At 49.8% G+C, this 19,447-nt stretch carries 17 protein-coding genes; 9 read left to right on the top strand and 8 right to left on the bottom strand.

What is annotated here, in order from left to right; translation table 11 throughout:
- Positions 1–180: 180 nt before the first annotated feature.
- On the bottom strand, positions 181–975 hold the full coding sequence (gene surE, locus GmarT_RS19045; RefSeq protein ID WP_002649566.1) for a 5'/3'-nucleotidase SurE: 795 nt from the start codon (positions 973–975) through the stop codon (positions 181–183).
- Positions 976–1,100: 125 nt separating this feature from the next.
- On the opposite strand from surE, the gene GmarT_RS19040 reads away from it, so the two are divergent.
- The gene (locus GmarT_RS19040) at positions 1,101–1,733 is read left to right on the top strand and encodes a nucleotidyltransferase family protein (RefSeq protein ID WP_157159008.1); all 633 of its coding nucleotides are present in this window, start codon (positions 1,101–1,103) and stop codon (positions 1,731–1,733) included.
- A 398-nt stretch (positions 1,734–2,131) separates the two neighbouring features.
- Positions 2,132–3,463: a hypothetical protein gene (locus GmarT_RS19035; protein ID WP_002649568.1), complete on the top strand. Its 1,332-nt coding sequence runs from the start codon at positions 2,132–2,134 to the stop codon at positions 3,461–3,463.
- Positions 3,464–3,558: 95 nt separating this feature from the next.
- Here the strand turns inward: GmarT_RS19035 and GmarT_RS19030 are convergent, their stop codons facing one another.
- The 4 genes from GmarT_RS19030 to GmarT_RS19015 all read right to left on the bottom strand — a co-directional run bounded on the left by GmarT_RS19030 (position 3,559) and on the right by GmarT_RS19015 (position 6,287).
- Positions 3,559–3,891, bottom strand: a complete 333-nt coding sequence (locus GmarT_RS19030; protein ID WP_002649569.1) for a hypothetical protein — start codon at positions 3,889–3,891, stop codon at positions 3,559–3,561.
- A 414-nt stretch (positions 3,892–4,305) separates the two neighbouring features.
- Positions 4,306–4,644: a hypothetical protein gene (locus GmarT_RS19025; RefSeq protein ID WP_002649571.1), complete on the bottom strand. Its 339-nt coding sequence runs from the start codon at positions 4,642–4,644 to the stop codon at positions 4,306–4,308.
- A gap of 162 nt (positions 4,645–4,806) precedes the next feature.
- Positions 4,807–5,136, bottom strand: coding sequence for a hypothetical protein (locus GmarT_RS19020; RefSeq protein WP_149303104.1), 330 nt, complete (start codon positions 5,134–5,136; stop codon positions 4,807–4,809).
- Between the two features lie 821 nt (positions 5,137–5,957).
- Positions 5,958–6,287 (bottom strand): hypothetical protein, encoded by a 330-nt coding sequence (locus GmarT_RS19015; RefSeq protein WP_002646249.1) that lies wholly within the window; start codon positions 6,285–6,287, stop codon positions 5,958–5,960.
- A 632-nt stretch (positions 6,288–6,919) separates the two neighbouring features.
- On the opposite strand from GmarT_RS19015, the gene GmarT_RS19010 reads away from it, so the two are divergent.
- The gene (locus GmarT_RS19010) at positions 6,920–7,789 is read left to right on the top strand and encodes a formyltransferase family protein (RefSeq protein ID WP_002646250.1); all 870 of its coding nucleotides are present in this window, start codon (positions 6,920–6,922) and stop codon (positions 7,787–7,789) included.
- 11 nt (positions 7,790–7,800) lie between these two features.
- Here GmarT_RS19010 and GmarT_RS19005 read toward each other — a convergent pair whose 3' ends face one another.
- Positions 7,801–8,484 carry a uracil-DNA glycosylase gene (locus GmarT_RS19005; RefSeq protein WP_002646251.1) on the bottom strand — a complete coding sequence of 228 codons (684 nt, stop codon included), beginning with the start codon at positions 8,482–8,484 and terminating at the stop codon, positions 7,801–7,803.
- Positions 8,485–8,773: 289 nt separating this feature from the next.
- Between GmarT_RS19005 and GmarT_RS19000 the strand changes: the two genes are divergently transcribed.
- Complete coding sequence (locus tag GmarT_RS19000) at positions 8,774–9,256, top strand: hypothetical protein (protein ID WP_002646252.1); 483 nt, start codon at positions 8,774–8,776, stop codon at positions 9,254–9,256.
- A 33-nt stretch (positions 9,257–9,289) separates the two neighbouring features.
- Here GmarT_RS19000 and GmarT_RS18995 read toward each other — a convergent pair whose 3' ends face one another.
- The gene (locus GmarT_RS18995; protein WP_002646253.1) at positions 9,290–11,011 is read right to left on the bottom strand and encodes an SMP-30/gluconolactonase/LRE family protein; all 1,722 of its coding nucleotides are present in this window, start codon (positions 11,009–11,011) and stop codon (positions 9,290–9,292) included.
- Between the two features lie 389 nt (positions 11,012–11,400).
- Here GmarT_RS18995 and GmarT_RS18990 point away from each other — a divergent pair, with 389 nt between their 5' ends.
- The 5 genes from GmarT_RS18990 (at position 11,401) to GmarT_RS18970 (ending at position 19,014) form a co-directional block, all read left to right on the top strand.
- Positions 11,401–11,952 carry an NUDIX hydrolase gene (locus tag GmarT_RS18990; protein WP_002646255.1) on the top strand — a complete coding sequence of 184 codons (552 nt, stop codon included), beginning with the start codon at positions 11,401–11,403 and terminating at the stop codon, positions 11,950–11,952.
- 95 nt (positions 11,953–12,047) lie between these two features.
- Complete coding sequence (locus tag GmarT_RS18985; RefSeq protein WP_002646256.1) at positions 12,048–13,163, top strand: pyridoxal phosphate-dependent aminotransferase; 1,116 nt, start codon at positions 12,048–12,050, stop codon at positions 13,161–13,163.
- Between the two features lie 160 nt (positions 13,164–13,323).
- Complete coding sequence (locus GmarT_RS18980; RefSeq protein ID WP_002646257.1) at positions 13,324–15,012, top strand: serine/threonine protein kinase; 1,689 nt, start codon at positions 13,324–13,326, stop codon at positions 15,010–15,012.
- Positions 15,013–15,229: 217 nt separating this feature from the next.
- Positions 15,230–16,954, top strand: coding sequence for a SpoIIE family protein phosphatase (locus GmarT_RS18975; RefSeq protein WP_002646258.1), 1,725 nt, complete (start codon positions 15,230–15,232; stop codon positions 16,952–16,954).
- Positions 16,955–17,013: 59 nt separating this feature from the next.
- On the top strand, positions 17,014–19,014 hold the full coding sequence (locus tag GmarT_RS18970) for an ATP-dependent DNA helicase (protein ID WP_002646259.1): 2,001 nt from the start codon (positions 17,014–17,016) through the stop codon (positions 19,012–19,014).
- Between the two features lie 21 nt (positions 19,015–19,035).
- Here the strand turns inward: GmarT_RS18970 and GmarT_RS18965 are convergent, their stop codons facing one another.
- Positions 19,036–19,446, bottom strand: a complete 411-nt coding sequence (locus GmarT_RS18965) for a hypothetical protein (RefSeq protein ID WP_002646260.1) — start codon at positions 19,444–19,446, stop codon at positions 19,036–19,038.
- Position 19,447 lies beyond the last annotated feature (1 nt).

The raw sequence follows: 19,447 nt of genomic DNA, 5'->3' as shown, positions 1-19,447 counted from the left end.
AACTCTTTAGTCAGATCACTGGTATCTCTTTACGTGCATTGTGAATGCAGACCCGTTCAAGGGACAGGTTTGTGAACCAGGTTTCTGTCGCATGAAACTTGTTTTCTCTTCGATTATCCCGCATAGCCGGAGAATGTCAAACTTGGGAAGGTCATATTCATTAATTACCGTTATCAAAGATCAATCGAGTTCCAGGTCGATCTCGCTGCCAGACAATTTTGGTGATGATGATTGCAGGTGATCGTGATCTGTTAAGTCAAATTTAAGTGGTGTGACAGTGACAAAGCCTTCCGACAGTTCATGGATATCAGTGCCTGGTTCCAACTGATGGTTTTGAATGGGATCGAGGCCACTCCAGAAATAGGGACGCCCACGCGGATCCATGCGTTTTTCCATGACGTCGAAATGTCGTTTTACACCCAGGGAAGTCCATTTGACTCCCCGAGGCCAATCGGGTCGTATTTCTGGAAAATTGAGATTCCAGAGACGATCCGCCGGGTATGGATCCTGTAAGAGTTTTCTGATGATCGGAATACTCTGAGCGGCGCAGCGGTCATAGTCCGGTTTCGTGTCATTGGCAAAACTGCTGGCAGCCGAGATGGCGATGGAAGGAATTCCGGCAAAGGCACCTTCAATGGCTCCGGCGACTGTTCCTGAATAGAGAACATTGATACCCACGTTTGAACCGGAATTGATCCCACTGATGATCAGATCGGGGCGCTGCGGACAGAATTCCAGGATCCCCAATTTGACGCAGTCAGCCGGGCTGCCGGCAACGGCCCAGCCCCAGTGCTTTCCACTTTCGAATTCCTGATGTATCATCAGAGGATGTAAATAGGTGATGCTCAATCCCACGCCACTTTGTTCGGACAGGGGGGCAACGACTTCGACATCCCCGAGTTGAGTTAATGCTTTCTGAAGGCTGCGAATGCCTGGGGCATGAATACCGTCATCATTAGTCAATAAAATTTGCACGATGCGTCCTTAACTCTGAATCGTTCAGATCAGTCCTGAACGACAGCTTATCTTATGGCAGTACTTCACCGGTTTTCTGATCAACTATACCGGCCTGACACTATCTTATCGAAATGAGTGATTCAATGACAACGCGCCGTCTGTTTGCTATTGTTCCTGCGGCTGGCCGAAGTCGACGGATGGGAACGCATAAGCTGCTACTGAGACTGGGAACTGAAACGGTCATTCAGCGACTGGTGCGAGGATTGAGCGGAGAAAGGATCACAAAAACCGTGATCGTCGCGCGCCGGGATGATGAGCGATTTAAGAATCATCTGGCTGATTTGCAGGTCGATCTGCTTCAGCCGGAAACAGATCCGCCTGATATGAAATCCAGCGTTCAGTATGCGCTGCGGCATATTGAAGCACATTATCGGCCTGCCGATGACGAGGGGTGGTTACTGATTCCCGCGGATCATCCCGTGCTGGAGCCTTCTGTTATTGACGAATTATGTCAGGCTTGGGAACACTGCCCGGCTGCTGTGATGATTCCCACTTATCAGAATCGAAAGGGGCATCCCACTTTTTTTCGCTGGTCTCTGGCGGGAGAGATTTTCAAGCTGCCTGTGGAGCAGGGCATCAATGCGCTGTGGCAGAGCCGGGATCTGGTGCCTCATCTACAGGAATGTAATGTACCGGAAATTCTGGTGGACCTGGATACCCCTGCCGATTTTGATGCATTGAAAAAGAAATATCACACACAGATTGAAAACGACTGATGTATCCATTGATGTAGATGTTTTCATTTCCTGTTGCATGCGACAGACCGGATGTCGTTTCTATGATTCATGTTGAGTTCTGATAACAGTTTAGTTCGAACGGATGTTGCATTTGTGAAACTTTGCAGGTGATAACGATTATAAAGTGGCACAGACAACAAGCTCTTCACTAAAAAGAGATATCCCCCTTTTTTCCTCAAGTTGCCGAAACTATGTGATCTATGCTTGAGTGCTAAATAGAACAACCCGCGATGATTTTGATTTTTCCATGCGTGACGTCAGCTTTTGATTTGCATCTTTTTTCAGGTCATGTCAATAATGCAGGCAGTCATGTATGAAATGAAAAATCGGAAAACGCACACTTTCATCATGTGACGCACTTTTTTGGAGGGGGAAAAATGAAAAAGATTCTGGCCTTAGCGTTTGCCGCCGTGGCAATGCTGGCTGTCAATGATTCGGCGCAAGCCTGCAGGTATTTTGGAGCAGCCAGTTATAACTGCTGTCCGACCACTGCCTGCCAGCCAACAGCCTGTTATACCGCTTGTCGTGTTGAGCGGAAAACATGCTACCGTACTGTATATGATCAGATTGCAGAACCTCAGCAGTACACGGCTTATCGCACCGAATACGAGACAGTTTACGAAGACAAGCAGGAAACCTGTTATCGCATGGTGAATGAAACGGTTTACCGAGATGTTGAATATACGGTTCAAAAACCGGTATTTGAAACATCAGAGCGGGAAGAGCGTTACACTGTGCGACGACCGGTTGTCGAAACCAAGTACCGTGATTGCAGCTACCAGGTACAGCGTCCCGTCTGGGAAAATCATGAACGCGAGTGTCGACGGACTGTCATGCGACCTGTTGTCGAAACCATCGAACAGGAGTGTCGCCGGACCGTCATGCGACCTGTAACGGAAACGGTCAATCAGGAACGTTGTTATACGGTCATGAAGCCGGTAACGACATACCGGACCGTGCGTCGTTTACAGGGAGTCTGGGAAACAAAGCAGATTACCAAGCCTGGAAAATGCCGTCCCTGCTGGACGACTGATGCCTGCGGGGTTCCGCGGATGACCATGGTTCAGGTACCAGGGCGAACTCACTGCCGCAAGGTCTGGCGACTGAAACGTGTTGCCTGCCAGGTACCTTGCACCAAGTATGTGCCACAAGTGGTTCGACAGAACTGCCCGGTACAGGTAACCCGTTACGTACCCGAAGTCATTGTGAACAAAGTACCTGTGAAAGTCTGTAAAATGGTACCTGAAGTGGTTGTTTCTAAAATCCCCTACCGGACTTGCCGCTGGGTTACAGAAACAGTCGCTCAGAAAGTTCCTTATCAGACCTGTAACTGGGTTTGTGAAGAAAAGGTTCGTAAAGTTCCTGTTCAGACCTGCAGAATGGTGTCAGAGAAATGCAGCCGTAAAGTCGCTGAATGCGTCACGCGGAAAGTGCCTTTCACTGTCACTCACCGTGTTGCCCGTTGCGTACCCAAACAGGTTCCTGTCACCTGCACACGGTATGTCACTAAATGTGTAGCCCGTAAGGTTCCTTACGAAGTCTGCACCATGGTTCCTACCACAGTCTGTCCTACGACTGCCTGTGCTACTGGAAACTGTGATCTGGTTCCTCAAAACCGGGAAACAGCAAAACCAGTGGTTCCCGAACCGCAGCCTGAACCGGAAGCCAATCCGGAACTCACTCCTGTCAAGCCGAGAGTATCTGCTTAACAGGACGCTGGATTCGCGTGTGATGTAAATGAACAGAGGCAGGTTTCACTTGAAACCTGCCTTTTTTTTACGTTGAATTGTGAGACTGGATCTTCTTACCAGCCTTCAGTTCCGATGCTTGAGGTCCCGGTAACGAGATCACAACTGGTATTCTTATCACAGTCATCATAAGCATCCTGGAAATGACTGCCGGCCACATAACTTTTCATTTTGCCATGAGAACCAGCCTGGAATCCGGTAAAGCAATAGGATTGATTGAGTGCGCCGATGGCATTGGAAACGTCGTTTAACTCCGTATTCACGGCGACCGCGACTTCACTTAAACCGACGATCATCGCCAGAACAGCAATCGTCAGAACCAGCACCAGTTCCGCAGAGATCACGAAACCAGCTTCATCATTGTACAAACGCTGAACGATACGCAACATGAGAGAGTCCCCTTACTTAATCGTAGAGTGCGCCGACAGTTGAATGCGTGTTCAACCAGCGGCTATGTGAGAGAGTTGTAGATTGTGAGAGAGTATTTCTGCTTGTGAAGAGAAATCAGTGAGTGCTTGCTCAATGATCAGTTCACGCAAGCCGAATAATGCAGACGGTATGCCAGAACGGTTTCATCAGCTGATTTTTTCAGATGCGTATTACAGGTTATGTTTTACGCTGTAAAAGACTTAGGTCGTATCTGGGATTCCAGGAATCCGGAGGAGGCAGAATTGTGCGGCGGATTGAAGTGTTAAACAGTCTGAACATAGAGCGTAAACAAGCTGTAAGGTCGTGTAATCGAAAAAAGAACCGGCGGACGATCCGCCGGTTCTCTGAGAGAGCTTGTGTTTTTAAGCAATCGATTACGGTGTGACGCTTTCAGAAGCAGTTACTGCCGTCGTACCAGTTACCAGGTCACAGGTCGTGTTCAGATCGCAGTCATCTGCATTATCATTGAACATGGAACCTGCTACATAGCTTTTGTGTTTGCCATCACAGGTGGCAGTGGCGGCAAAACCGGTATAAGCATAACTTTGATTCAGTGAACCGATGGCGTTTGAGACATCGTTCAATTCGGTATTTACAGCCACAGCGACTTCGCTCAATCCGACGATCATGGCCAGTACTGCGATGGTCAATACCAGGACCAGTTCTGCAGAAATAATAAAGCCGTTTTCCTCTTTCCATAAAGCCCGCAACATGATTTTATCCCCTTGATTTTTTTAATGTCTACTTTGAGAGATGTTTGAACAGAATTGAAAAATGCTTGAACTCCACATGACGGAGTTTCATTTTCTTAGAAGTAAAAACTCTGCCTGGGAGCGATCCCAGGCAGAGTTTGGTTAACTTGAATCAGATTCAAATTATGGAGTAACTGATTCAGAAGCAGTTACAGAAGTTGTACCTGTTACCAGATCACAAGTTGTGTTCAGGTCGCAGTCATCAGCAGCATCGTTGAACATAGAACCGGCGTAGTGGCTCTTGTTTTTTCCACCAGTTCCAGCGAAACCTGTGTAGGCATAGCTCTGGTTCAGAGATCCGATTGCGTTTGAAATGTCGTTCAGCTCAGTGTTAACAGCAACAGCAACTTCGCTCAGGCCAACAATCATTGCCAGTACGGCGATGGTCAAAACGAGTACTAATTCAGCTGAAATTACGAAACCTGCTTCATCGTTCCAAAGTTGATTTAACATCTTAGTGAGTTCCTTGGTCTTAAAAAAAATAATTTGAGAGACGAGTTTGTGGTCTGCTTTCCGAGAAAGAAAACAGCCCACGACATATCGATAAATCACGCAAAGGCGAAATTTATCAGTTTGCCAGATTGAGAGACTACGCTCCATTCCGGCACTTTTGTGAAATCACCGGCCCGCGATTTCACAGCACAAACTGCAGTGTTGTATTCATCAAATTTCTATAAAATGCACGTTATGACCCGCGGAGCGATGGAAGCCCAGAAAATGATGCCGAAACATCATTCGCATTGAATGCTCTCTCACCTTCATGCAATGCCGTTGACTTCTCTTCTTCTTTCGGGGACAAGTCGCGAGAATTAGAAGAAGCCTCAACACGGGTCACAACGTTGCGAATCAATCAGTATCTGTTTCTTGTGAGGTCTAAATTTCAGTTATTGTTATCATTCAGTCTTGTTGCAGATCTCATAACGCAGTCGGTGTGCCATTTGGCTGGCGGGGAGGCGTTGTGAGAAGTCCACAGAGCGTGTGGACCTGAAGAAACACGATTTGAGAATCGCTATAACTGTAATCAAGGTTGTGATTTACAGATTCTGTCGGGAAAGGGCCAGCAGGGCGCAGAAAGTTTGACAGGTTGCATTCGGGCAACACTACTTATCAAAGTTTTTAAACAGTCTGTTAAAGAGACTGTGAATCAAATGCGTTTTTTTTGAAACATCGGAACTCTGCCAGGGACGAATCCCTGTCAGAGTTCCGAATGAGTCGATTTAACTGATTATATCAGTTTCTCTCAATTCACACCTTAAGACCAAGGTGTAGTCGTTTTAGAACGTAGTAGCTTCAGAAGCAGTGACAACGCTGGTACCTGTAACCAGATCACAAGTAGAGTTCAGGTCGCAGTCATCTACCGAGTCAGCAAAGCGTGAACCGGCGTAGAAGCTTTTGGTCTTTCCACCATTTCCAAGAAAACCAGTGTAAGCATAGCTCTGGTTGAGGGCACCGATTGCGTTTGAAATATCGTTCAGTTCAGTGTTTACAGCGACAGCGACTTCGCTCAGGCCAACGATCATGGCCAGAACAGCGATGGTCAGGACGAGTACGAGTTCCGCAGAAATAACGAAACCAGCTTCGTCGTTCCAAAGTTGATTCAACATTTTAGAGTTCCTTGTGTTTTACTTGAGAGTAACGTTTTTGTTTTCGGCCCTGATCGAGAAACCATGAACCGCGAGAGACAACCCGGATGCAGACAAGCTTCCAGGTCCCGGCAGTGGTCATCAACGGATCAGTAAGATCTTGAGAGGATCTCCCCGATACATCAATGACCGTAGGAAAGCAGCAGACCAGAACAAAAGGTGAGAACCGGTTCACTCACGATGTGCCTGGGTTCAGGAGTGTGGAGAACACATATCCCCCTGCTGAATTCCCATATTGCCAGTTATGCTGATCGCACAGACCATGCCGAAGGAACTTTCTTCATAAGCCTTACAGTTGGCAAAATACGCAAGCTTTTACTAACACCTTTAATGATTGCAGTTTAACATTAACCTTTATATGACTGGATCGTCGCAGTTGTTCAGCAGGAACTCCTGCTTTTGTAAGGAATCCGAAACACTGCTTTACATTTTCTGTTTACGAAATCCAACAAATGCTTACATTGAACAGGATTGATTCACGTGCTGGACGAATCCCTTTACCTCGGATAGAAGCTGCAGGGGCTGATGTGGTGATGTGATACAATTACTGACCGGGTTAGCAGTTCTCCCATTTGTGAAGGCGTAAAGACAACATGCAGGTAACGATCACAGCCGTCGGACCAGACAATCGCGGCTTAGCTGACCCTATCGTGCACTATGTGACGGGGGTCGGGGCAAATATACATGAAATCCAGATGTATGATCATGATTCAGAACGTCTGTTTGCGATGCTGCTGCGTATCGGCTGGCCGACGGATGTCGAACCAATCTCGGTGTTACGTGAGCGAATCATGCAGATTGGAACTCAAAAGGGGCTGACGCTCCGTGTGTGGGCCCGTGATGAATACGAGCGCCCCCCCAGAATTGCCATCTGCACGACCTATCGCAGTGAACCGGCGGCAGCGGTCTTGAATAACATCAAAGAAGGTGTGATCCAGGCGGAGCCGGCAGTGATTATCGGAAACCGGGACCGTTGTCAGTCACTGGCGGAAGCACATCAGCTGGAATTTCATAACATTGGTGATGACCGTGGGAATCCGGATAATGTGCGGATGGTGGAACTGTTCGACTCATATGACGTCGATTATGTATTACTGGCCCGGTACATGCGGGTGTTACCGCCGCGAATCTGCTGGAGTTTTGCCGGCGGCCGGATTATTAATCTGCATCATGGTCTGCTCCCCTCTTTTCCCGGCTTTCAACCCTATGAAGACGCATTCAGTCACCATATGCTGACGTTTGGCGCGACGATTCATTTTATTATTCCCGAACTGGATGCCGGAAATCAGATCATTCATCAGAATGCGTTTACCGTATCACCGGGAACTCCCCTGAAAGAGATCAAACGGATCGGTGAAACCGAACATGAGCCGGAATGTCTGGTGGAAGGTGTCAGACGCGTCATTGATCGGGAAGTCGAAATGCACTTTCATCGGGTGGTGGGGATCAACGGCAAAGACTGAAAGAATTGCTTTCAGTTTTTCAACTTTGATTTCACCAGTTCAAAGACCGAGTCGAACATGGGTTCGGTAAGGCGACCCGTGAAAGTGTTCTGCTGGCTGGGGTGATAACTGCCCACGAGCCAGTGACCGTCCGGAAACTGATATTCTGCTCCATGAGAAAACACAGGCCGCTTTCCGGTTAATTTTCCTTGGCGTTTCTTGAAGTCCAGCACTGCTTTCCAGCCGATTTGCCCGAGTGCCAGGAAGACCTGAACAGGCAGCAGGTCAACGGTCTGCTCCAGCCAGGGATGACAGTTTTCAATCTCTTCGCGGGTGGGTTTGTTCGCCGGCGGCGCACAATGGCAGGTGGCAGTGATGGCACAGTTAATTAATGTGAGTCCGTCTGAAATGTGTTCTGCTGCAGGCTGGCTGGCAAAACCTGCTTTAAACAGGGCGCGATACAGCCAGTCGCCACTGCGATCTCCGGTAAACATGCGCCCGGTACGGTTCGCGCCATGGGCTGCCGGAGCCAGTCCCACAATCAGCAGTTGTGCCGCTGAATCGCCAAAATTGGGGACGGGGCGTCCCCAGTAATCCCAGTCCCGGAATGACTTTCGTTTTTCCGCAGCAATTTTCTGGCAGTGGGTCAGTAAGCGTTCACACCTGGTGCACGTAATAATGTTCTGATTTAATTGATTCCACTGTGACTCTGACATGAATTCCTCAAGACGGCAGATGAGACGTCACCTGTGGGAAGTGAATATTGTAACGATTAATCCAACAGAGACGATTAAATACAAATAAACTGCACTATCAATACCAGTAAACAGGTCGAGTCGTCAAACCGGACTCTATATTTAAAAGTAACATTTTAAATTCGAGGCTTGATAATTCGTCTCCTGCCTCTTTAGGATAGTAGAGACGTTCTTCCAGCGCCGACAGAGTGTCGGTATACGTGTCCGCATCAGATTTTCTGCTTTTGTTCTCGTTTCAGGAACAGCAATTGTGTCAAAACTACAACTTCCTCTGATTTCACTGGTGGCTGCTATTCCGGGAGGCTTCTTAGCCTATCTGCTGGTGATGGCATTTTTAAACCATGCCGAATCAATGCCGACCATGCTGCTTGCGGTAGCTGGTACCACTCTGCTGATGAGCGGTGTTCTGGTCCTGATGCCCCTCGGGGCATTGATCTTTGGTCCCAAAGGGGGGGCGAAGAAAAAAGGTAAAGGCCTTGAGGAAGCAGAGTCGTTCGATGAAGACGACGAGGAGCTGGTCTCTGATTCTGCCGCCGAACTGTCCGGAGAATTCGAAGAAGATGATTTCGACGAAGCAGACGATGACATGTTCGAATCAGCGGGTGATCTCGAAGTCGGCGATGATTTTGATGAATTCGATGGTGCCGAAGCCAGCGGGGAATTGTCAGATGGAGAATTCGACTTTGCTGACGATGAATATGAGTTTGATGAAGATGAAGAAGAGGACAAATAAAGTTCGTCCTCTACTTCTCATCGCGGTTACTGCTTATTTCAGATTCTGCTGAAAGAACTGGTCCATATCTTCAACCATGTCATTGAACCACGGCAACTGGTTCCAGCATCCATGTTTCCCCTTGGGATATACTTTAATTCCGGTCGTAACGCCGAGCAGTTTCAGTTTTTCGCGGGAAGGGACATTGCGATCTGGGTTATCGAACTCACCTGTCATAAACAGGAGAGGCGGCGTCTGCTTGTTGAAATGGAGATAGACATCACTGAGCTTATACAGTTCGGGCGCTTCATCAATCGATTTTCCCAGCCACTGATTGGAATAGGATTTATCGCCGCTTTTTCGAGAACGTTCAGCAACTGTGCCGGAAGCCATTTCCATTGGACCTGCCATTACGATTGCTGCCTGCAGCCTTGAAGTCTGATCTGTGTATCCGGCATCGTCCTGCAGCTGTTTTTCATCAGCAGCAGCCGCCATCAGGCCGACCAGGTGACCGCCGGCAGATCCGCCCACAGCACCGATCTGTTCCGGATTCACGTGATATTGTTTCGCTTCTGCTCTCAGAAACCGGACAGCCGCATTACAGTCCTGTATTCCGGCAGGGAATTTTGCTTCATGTCCCAGGCGATAGCCGACCGCCATCGTGACATAGCCACGTTCTGAAAGGGCAACCGCCAGGGCGCGGAATTTGGTTTTGTCACCTTTCATCCAGCCACCGCCATGCACGACGACGATTGCTGGGAAAGGTCCTTTCCCCGCTTTAGGGACGAAAATGTCTGCCAGCAGCTTGCGGGTTCCCGTCTGTCCGTAGACCACATTCAAATGGGGAGTGATGGTTTCCGGAACTGTGGTGGCTGGACGCTTTGATTTGCTGTCTGTTGCGGAGACAGCGGGTTCCGGCATACAGCCGTAGGCATTCATGCGCTGACGATACAGACCGCCAAAGCCTGTAATATAAAGCGAACGCATGTCCGAGTCGCCGAAGGCACAGTTGATGGGGCGTGTGGGCGTAGGGATTTTTGCCAGCAGTTTCCCCGCCGGATTCCAGATCCAGATGTCAGCAGGTCCTGCACAGTAGACGTTTCCAGCGCGGTCGACGGTCATTCCGTCTGCCCCTTTATCGGGACCGGAATCCATTTTCGCAAACAGCCGCCCGTTTTGGATGACGCCGGGACTGGCGACATCATAGGCCCAGATTTCTTTGGGAACATAGGCGGCGACGTACAGGGTTTTACCGTCCGGTGACAGGATCAGTCCATTCGGCGTTTTGATATCTTTGACAGCCACTGACTGTTTACCTTCGGGAGAAATCCAGATCACTTCACCCGAACCGGTGAGAGTGTAATAGATGCCTCCCTGCTGGTCGACGACCAGATCATTAGGTTTGCGGGGAGGTTTGGCATCCGCGGGTTGACCGGCGATGGGAGTTTTCGTTTTACCACTCAATACACAGATCTGACTGTTTCCGTTATCGGACAGAAACAGTTTGCCATGATTGAAATAGCTGGCACTGATCCGGCCGGCGTCATCCAGAAAGACCGAAACTTTACCCGTGCGCGGAGAGTAGCGATACAGTTTGCCTCCTTTGACATCCGGAAAATACAGGCTGCCTCCCCCATCCCATGCGGGGCCATCCGCCAGACCGAAATCACTGGCGATTGTTTCCAGAGCAGAAGAGGTGTCAACAATGGAATCCTCTGCGTGAACCTGATTGGATAGCATGGTAAGTGCCAGGAGTAATAGAGCGAGCGGTTTCATAGATGTTTCCTGATATCTGAGGAAAGAAGTTCCCATTTAAAGTACGCAGTTAGCCTGCCGGCTGAATATTTGACTTGTGCTTCTGCAGGGCGGGTATGGCAAAAACCACTGAGGGCACATACAATCAGGGGAGGCAATAATATCAATCCTGGATCTCCGGCTTTTTGAGCGAACCTCTGCGGCATAATTCGTATCGGAATTTCAGACAGCAAACCAGTGTTTCTGTTCTGATGTTGAATGTGAAACCAGGTTCGTCTAATTTCCATTCTCAATAAACTGAATCTGCAGATCAATCGTTAAGGGGGCGAATGAGCCTGTTCCTTACCAGAAACTTCCGCAGCCAGTCCAGGGTATTCTATTCTGTCAAATTGAAAAAATGAGAGATCACTATGAGCGAGGAAGGTCAGGATTCCGATCAGACAATTATTGAACGCCGTTTTATCAGACTGATTCAGCGGGGGCGCTGGGAGTTTGTGCAGCGAGTCAACACTACAGGAGTGGTCTGTCTATTTCCGCTGACCGTGGACCAGCGCGTGATTTTCGTTGAGCAATTCCGTCCGCCTGTGGATGCGACCGTGATTGAATTCCCGGCAGGTCTCGCGGGTGATATCGCTGGTCAGGAGGAAGAACTGCTGGAGACAGCGGCTGCCCGGGAACTCCTGGAAGAGACTGGCTACCAGGCGGGACAGATGGTGGCGCTGGGGTCGACTGTGTCCTCTGCGGGACTGACGGACGAAGCGGTCGAATTTTTTCTGGCGCTGGATCTGCAGAAAGTCGGTGCAGGAGGCGGCGATGAATCCGAAAAAATCACGGTGCACGCGGTCCCGTTTACAGAAATCGAAGACTGGCTGGATCACGCGCGACAACGGGGGTGTCTGCTGGATGCCCGGATTTACGCCGGCCTGTATTTTATCACGAAACATATTCAGAAAAACGGGTGAGCGGTTCCTGCATTCATGAAACAAAGAAGATAACATGAACTGCCGTTAATAAAGTTGATGAAACCAACATTTCCATATCAGAGAACGAGAATCAAATGAGTGAAGAATGGATTGCCGATCGGATGCATCTGATTGATGCGTCTGGCATACGTAAAGTATTTGACCTGGCAGCAAAGATGGAGAATCCGATCAACCTGAGTATCGGACAGCCCCACTTTGACACACCGGATTCCATTAAAGATGCTCTCTGTCAGGCAGTACGGGATGGTAAAAATGCCTACAGCCAGACACAGGGGATCGCGCCACTGATCGGTAAAATTCAGGCACAGGTCGATGAGAGCTACGGTCATGCCGACCGTCAGGTCTTTATCTCCAGTGGCACGAGTGGGGCATTGATGCTGGTCTTGAATGCCCTGGTCAATCCTGGTGATGAGGTAATCATTTTCGATCCGTACTTTGTAATGTATACGCACCTCACGCGTCTGGTGGGGGGGAAGCCGGTTTTCGTGGAGACCTATCCGGACTTTTCCATCGATATCGAAAAAGTCCGTGCCGCGATTACTGATCGCACAAAACTGATTCTGTTTAACAGCCCGAGTAACCCGACCGGACACGTGGCTTCTGAAGAGGAGATCCGGGCGCTGGCGGAACTGGCGGCGGAGAAAAATATTGCGCTGGTCAGCGATGAGATCTATCGTTCCTTCTGTTATGACGAGCCCTTTGTGAGTCCGGCTGCGTATAACGAGAAGGTCATCGTGATCGATGGCTTCAGTAAATCTCATTCCATGACCGGTCATCGAGTGGGCTTTGTGCATGGGCCTCAGAGCGTGGTTCAGCAGATGATCAAGCTGCAGCAATACACGTTTGTCTGCGCGCCCCATCCGGTGCAATGGGCGGCGCTGGCGGCACTGGAGTGTGATATCTCAGATCGGGTCGACGAGTATCGGGAAAAACGTAATCTGATGCGAGAGCTGCTCTCGGAAAAGTACCAGATCTCCGGTGCGCAAGGGGCGTTTTACATGTTTATCCGCACTCCCTGGGGGACAGCAACCGAGTTCTGTACTGCGGCAATTCAGAATAATCTGCTGATTATACCGGGTAATGTGTTCAGTGGTCGGGATACGCATTTTCGTATTTCGTATGCCCAGGAGAATCCGATTCTGGAGCAGGGAGCCGCAATTCTGAATCGTCTGGCAGACCATCCCATGTGAAAAATCCGTTAACGGCCTGATTAACTCCCGGCTGAAGCCGGTTTTTTGAGACAATTGAAAACTTTCTCTATACCTGAAAGGGTATCACCTCTATTATGGAGAGAGTGTGCTGCTTTCTTTCAGTGATCAAACGACTTACGATACTGCCAGATAACAACTTATGCCATCTGAAAAGCCGCAGAATAAGACCAGTAAGGTTTCAGCAGAAACCCCTGACGATCGCTCTGTCTCTCCCCCTCGTGAGCCGGAGGGGTTGCGTCTACCCCCAGTGGGCAGTTTCGTAGAAGCTGATTCCACACAGGAAACCATCTATCGTTCCAGTGAGACCACACAAAAGATACATCCCCCTGTAGAATCAGGGAGTCTGATTGGCAAACAGCTGGGAGATTTCAAGATCTTACGTAAGCTGGGGCAGGGGGGAATGGCAACCGTGTATCTGGCCGAGCAGGTTTCGCTTAAACGTGAGGCTGCCATCAAAGTCATGCACAGTGAGCTGATGAGTGATGAGACGCACGTCAGACGGTTTGAACGGGAAGCCAAAGCCGCCGCCGGATTGACCCACCCCAATATTGTCCAGGTTTATATGACAGGTGATTTTGAGGGAACGCATTATATCGCGCAGGAATATGTGCGAGGCGTCAATCTGAAAGAACATCTGGCGCGAAATACTCCGCCTGACTGTACCTTGATTTTACGGATCATGCGACAGGTTACTGCTGCCTTGAATGCTGCGGCAGAAAAGGGGATCGTGCATCGGGATATCAAACCTGAAAATATCATGATCACCTCTAGAAAACTGATCAAGGTAGCTGACTTTGGTCTGGCACAGATTGGTCAGACGGAAGAACGGGTGAACCTGACCCAGGTGGGGACCACGATGGGAACCCCCCTGTATATGAGCCCGGAGCAGGTCAACGGCAGAAACCTCGATCAGCGGAGCGATATCTATTCGCTGGGAGTGACCTGTTATCATCTGATTTCAGGTAAGCCTCCCTTTCACGGTGAGACGGCTTTGTCGATAGCTGTCAAGCATCTGAACGAAGCAGCTTACCCACTGAAAAAACGTCGCCCCGATTTACCTGAAGAACTATGCAACCTGGTGCACCGGATGATGGAAAAAGATCCGAACAAACGGCCCGGGAACGCGGCTGAGTTAATGCAGGAAATCAAAAAGATATCGGAAGACAGTCCGGGGATTCGTAAACGCAGCTGGAGTGAAATGCTCCCTTTCCAGGGAAACCGAAGTTTTCAGAAACAGCTGCTGGCATTTGTGCTCGCATCCTTCTGTCTGGGAGGCGTGGCTGCTGCGGTCGGCTGGGTGAATCGTCCTGGTAATCCGCTGGAGGCGCCCTTCACGGTCTCCGGCAATGAGGATTCGGAACCGTCGTTTATCCCTAATGAAGAAAATGCATCCAGGCAGTTCTTTCTGGCGACCCGTCTGGGTGTCAGCGAAGATGCCTGGCAGGCCGTCATCAGCAATTTTCCGGATAATGAAATCTATACACCCAAGGCTAAAATCCGCCTGGGGGTTTTGTTAATCAGGCCGGGACGGTATGAGGAAGCCAAGGCGATTTTTCAGGAACTGGTCAATTCGGGTCAGGCTGAACAGGTTACCAATGGCTATGCGGGTCTGCTTGTCTTGGAAAGCCTGAATGGTCATCCGCGAAAATCCCAGGATATCTGGGAACTTTATGTGAATAACCACCAGGAGCAACTGGATGGCGAATTGAGAGAGATCGTCTATGACGCATTGGTATGGAACCAGAATTCTCCTGAAATTGAGAAGAAAGACTATAAAAAACTGTTCGAGTCATTACAGAGCGAAGAAGAGCAGAATTTTACTCCCTGATATCGGGGGCCATGCCGGTAGGTGTTCTGAGAATCTTCGGGAGTCTCCTTGACGGAAGCGCTGTCATTTTTCAGAAAATGTTATATAATAAGCTCTTGTACTGAATGGGCCGAGAGTTTTTCTGGATCTGTGAGATTTGAAGGCAGATTCAGATCAGAGTCTCGGTACCGGTTTGTTCAACTTTATCAGTCAAACTCCAGTCTAGTCGGGCACAACGGTGGCGATTTTACAAATACTCAAAGGGAAGGTTCCCGAACAGATCGTCGAGCTGAATGGCGACCGTGTGATTATGGGACGCCACCCGAATTGTGAGATTGTGCTCGATAATGTCGCCGTCAGTCGTTATCACGCCCAGATTCTGGAGAGCCATGGCTTTTTTTACCTGGAGGACCTGCACAGTCGCAATGGCACACTGTTGAACGGAACTGTCATTGAAGGGCGTACCGAACTGCATGAGAACGATACGATCAGTATCTGTGACATCCAGATGCAGTTCCTGCTGGACTATCAGCAATCTCCTGATTTCATAGATTCCGCGATTCAGCAGACACTGGAAGTCGCGAATCAGTCACTGAAACAGGACTCTCATCTTTCACTGGATGACACGGAACCTGCTGATGGCGTGCTGGATGGGTCTTCCATCATCAGCTCGCTGGATCTGAATACCAGCAGCCATTTACGAATCAACGTCAAGCCGGAAGTCAAGCTGCATGCCGTACTGGAAATCAGCCAGATTCTCAGTCGCGCTTTAAAACTGGATGAAGTACTGCCACGTATTCTGGATGGTCTGTTCAAGATATTTCCCCCTGCGGATCAGGGTTTTATCATGCTGCAGAGCCCGGAGCGAAAAAAACTGGTGGTGAAAGCAACCAAAGCCAGACGTACTGAAGATGAAGATTCAATTCGTATCAGTACGACGATTGTCCGCCAGGCGATTATGAGCGGCTCAGCAATTCTAAGTGCGGATGCGGTCGAAGATGATCGCTTTAAAATGAGTGAAAGTATTACTTCCCTGCGGATTCGCTCCATGATGTGCGTGCCGCTCGTCTCTCAGGGAGGGGATATTCTGGGAGTGATCCAGATTGCCACCCGCGATATCGGCCAGCAGTTTGATAAAGACGATCTGGACGTGCTGGTGGCGATTGCACAGCAGGCGAGCCTGGCGGTCGAAAATGCGAAGCTGCATGAAGATCTGGTCAAACAGCGGGATATTGAACGCGACCTGGAATTTGCGCATCAGATTCAGCTGGGATTGCTGCCTCACAATCGTCCGAAATATAAAGAGTATGAATTTTTTGATTATTACGAATCAGCCCAGAGTGTCGGCGGCGATTATTTCGACTATATTGAATTGCCCAGTGGAAAACTGGCGGTGACTCTGGGAGATGTGGCCGGGAAAGGTGTCCCCGCCGCGATTTTGATGGCGCGGTTGTATGCTTCAGCCCGGTATCAGGTATTATCACGAAATACAGCCGACAAAGCGCTGGCGGAATTGAATACAGAAATCGCTTCGAGTGGAGTGGGGCTGCGTTTTATCACCTTCGTACTGGCGGTCTTGGACCCTAAAAAACATACAGTGTCCATCGTCAATGCAGGGCATATGGCCCCCCTGTTGCGGAAAACGTCGGATGGCAGTGTCGAACCGATTGCCCAGGATAAGTCGGGGATGCCCCTGGGGGTTTTGAAAAAGCAGGTGTTTCATGTGGAAACGATCACCCTGGAGAAAGGGGATACCCTGCTGCTGTATACCGATGGCGTTACGGAAGCCATGGACCAGGATAACAAGTTGTATCATAAGGATCGACTGGTCAAATATCTGAAGTCGGGACCCGACGCCGCCGAGCCGCTCGTGAAGGGGCTGCTCTCGGATGTGGAATCTTTTCGCAACGATTCCATGCAGAAAGATGATATCTGTGTGGTCTGTTTCCGCCGCAAAAAATAAAAATAATACTGGCAGAACATTTCTGAAAGATCACTGGTTCTGCTGTTCAATCTCACCGGATGAGGTCCGCTTTGACTACAGATGTACTTTCTATTCTCGGCAGCGATGGCAAGATCGCGCAGCGGCTCGAAAAATATGAGCACCGTCCCGAACAACTGGAGATGGCAGAAGCCGTTGCCAAAGCGATTGATCAGAAACAGCATCTGCTGGTCGAAGCAGGAACGGGGGTGGGAAAAAGTTTCGCTTACCTGGTCCCTGCGATCCTGGCGACCTGCAAGCAGAATGAAACCCGTTCGGGGAAAGACCGGAAGCGGCTGATTGTCTCGACCAATACGATCAGCCTGCAGGAACAGCTGATTCACCGCGATATCCCGTTTTTAAATGCTGTACTTCCTGTAGAATTTTCTGCGGTTCTGGTCAAAGGACGATCAAATTATATCAGCCTGCGACGATTGAAAGGTGCCGTTGAGCGGGCGGGCAGTACTTTTTCGAAAGAAGAGGAACTAAGCCAGCTGGATCAGATCGTGCAGTGGTCCCATAAAACAACCGATGGCAGTCGTGCGGATCTGGAGTTTCGGCCTATCCCTAAAATCTGGGATGAAATTCAGAGCGAGCACGGCAACTGCCTGGGGAAACGCTGTGCGACTTACAACGACTGTTTTTATTACCGGGCACGCAGACGCGTCTGGAATGCTGACGTGCTGGTTGTGAATCATGCGCTGTTTTTCTCTGACTTGGCGATTCGCCGGGAGGGGAGCAGTATTCTTCCCGATTACGATACCGTGATTCTGGACGAAGCGCATACCATTGAAGCCGTCGCCGGTGATCACCTGGGACTGTCGATTACGAACAGTCAGTTCGATTATCTGTTTAATAAGCTGTATAACGATCGTACCCAGAAAGGACTGCTGCTGCATCACAATCTGGTTGACTGTCAGCAGCATGTGACGCGACTGCGATTCATGGTGGAAGATTTATTCGATCACCTGCTGGAATGGCAGGATAGTTCCGGACTGGCCAATCGTCGGATCAGACAACTGCCTCCGATTGAAAATTGCGTTTCACAGGAGATGCGATTACTGGCGGCCCGCATCGCGGAATACGCGTTTACGCTGAAAAATGAAGAAGAGAAAATCGAACTGTCGGCCGCGGCAGAACGGTGTACTGCATTGGGTGACTCCTTAAACAGCTGGCTGACTCAACAGGCGGAAGCGGATTCGGTCTACTGGGTGGAAGCCACACGTGGGCGCCATCAGCGGGTGAAAATGGTCAATGCGCCGGTGGATGTCGGGCCGGTGCTGCGTGATGAACTGTTCAACCAGGCGCAGACGGTCATTTTGACTTCAGCGACCCTCGCGGTCGGCGATCAGGATTTCAGCTTTACACGCTCCCGTCTTGGATTGACTCAGTCTGAAGAATTGAAACTGGGCAGTCCGTTTAACTACCAGGAGCAGGTACGCCTGATTCTGCCCGCTGCGATGCCCGATCCAGGGGAAAACCCGGCGGCGTATGAAGCGGCGGTTGCAGAGAAATTAAAGCAGTACATCGAACAGACCGACGGTCATGCCTTCGCTCTGTTTACAAGTTATAAAATGATGCAGCAGTGTGCCGATCGTATCAGTGGCTGGCTGTCGGAACACAACCTGGCTTTGTATCTGCAGGGTGATGGTCTGCCTCGTTCGCTGATGCTGGAGCGGTTCCGCAATAATCCGCGGGGGGTTCTGTTCGGGACAGACAGTTTCTGGCAGGGGATCGATGTGCCCGGCGATGCGTTGACCAACGTCATTATCACCAAGCTCCCTTTCAGTGTTCCCGACCATCCACTGCTGGAGGCCCGGGTCGAAGCGATTCGGAACCGGGGGGGAAATCCTTTTATGGATTACCAGATACCGGAAGCGATCATCAAATTAAAACAGGGCTTTGGCCGGCTGATTCGGACCGCCAGTGATTACGGGCAGGTCGTGATTCTCGATCCGCGCGTGCGCACCAAACGCTATGGTGAAAAATTTCTGGAGAGCCTGCCCGACTGCACGCTGATCATTGATGAGCAGGATGATTGAACGTCGCAAATAGGACTGGATCTATTCTGAACCAAATACGATATCGCTGCTGCAGAACGAACCGCCAAAATTATTGGCCAGCGTGACGACCTGATCCAGGCCATCCAGGAAGAGTGTGCGGCTCAGGTCATTGAGTGGATGCAGGAAGACGGACCAGAGGACGCCATCGCCGATTGCATAGCGGGCATCCAGGGAACGGTCGAAGTTGGCTTCCATCACATCCCACAGATCGTCTTCTTCCAGGTCTTCCTCTTTGAGGATGGGCGTCATGACGCGGACGCGGTCATGTTCTTCATCGACAATCAGAAAAAGGACTCGCTTACTGTATTCCACTTTCCAGCAACCCTCTCCCGCTTCCAGAATGTTACCCACTTCATCAATCAGTTGTGAAATCGATTGCGCGTTTAATGTTGATTTGACAGTCGCAATCATT

The organism is Gimesia maris, from assembly GCF_008298035.1.
GTDB lineage: Bacteria > Planctomycetota > Planctomycetia > Planctomycetales > Planctomycetaceae > Gimesia > Gimesia maris.
This window is presented reverse-complemented; position numbering and strand designations above follow the sequence as displayed.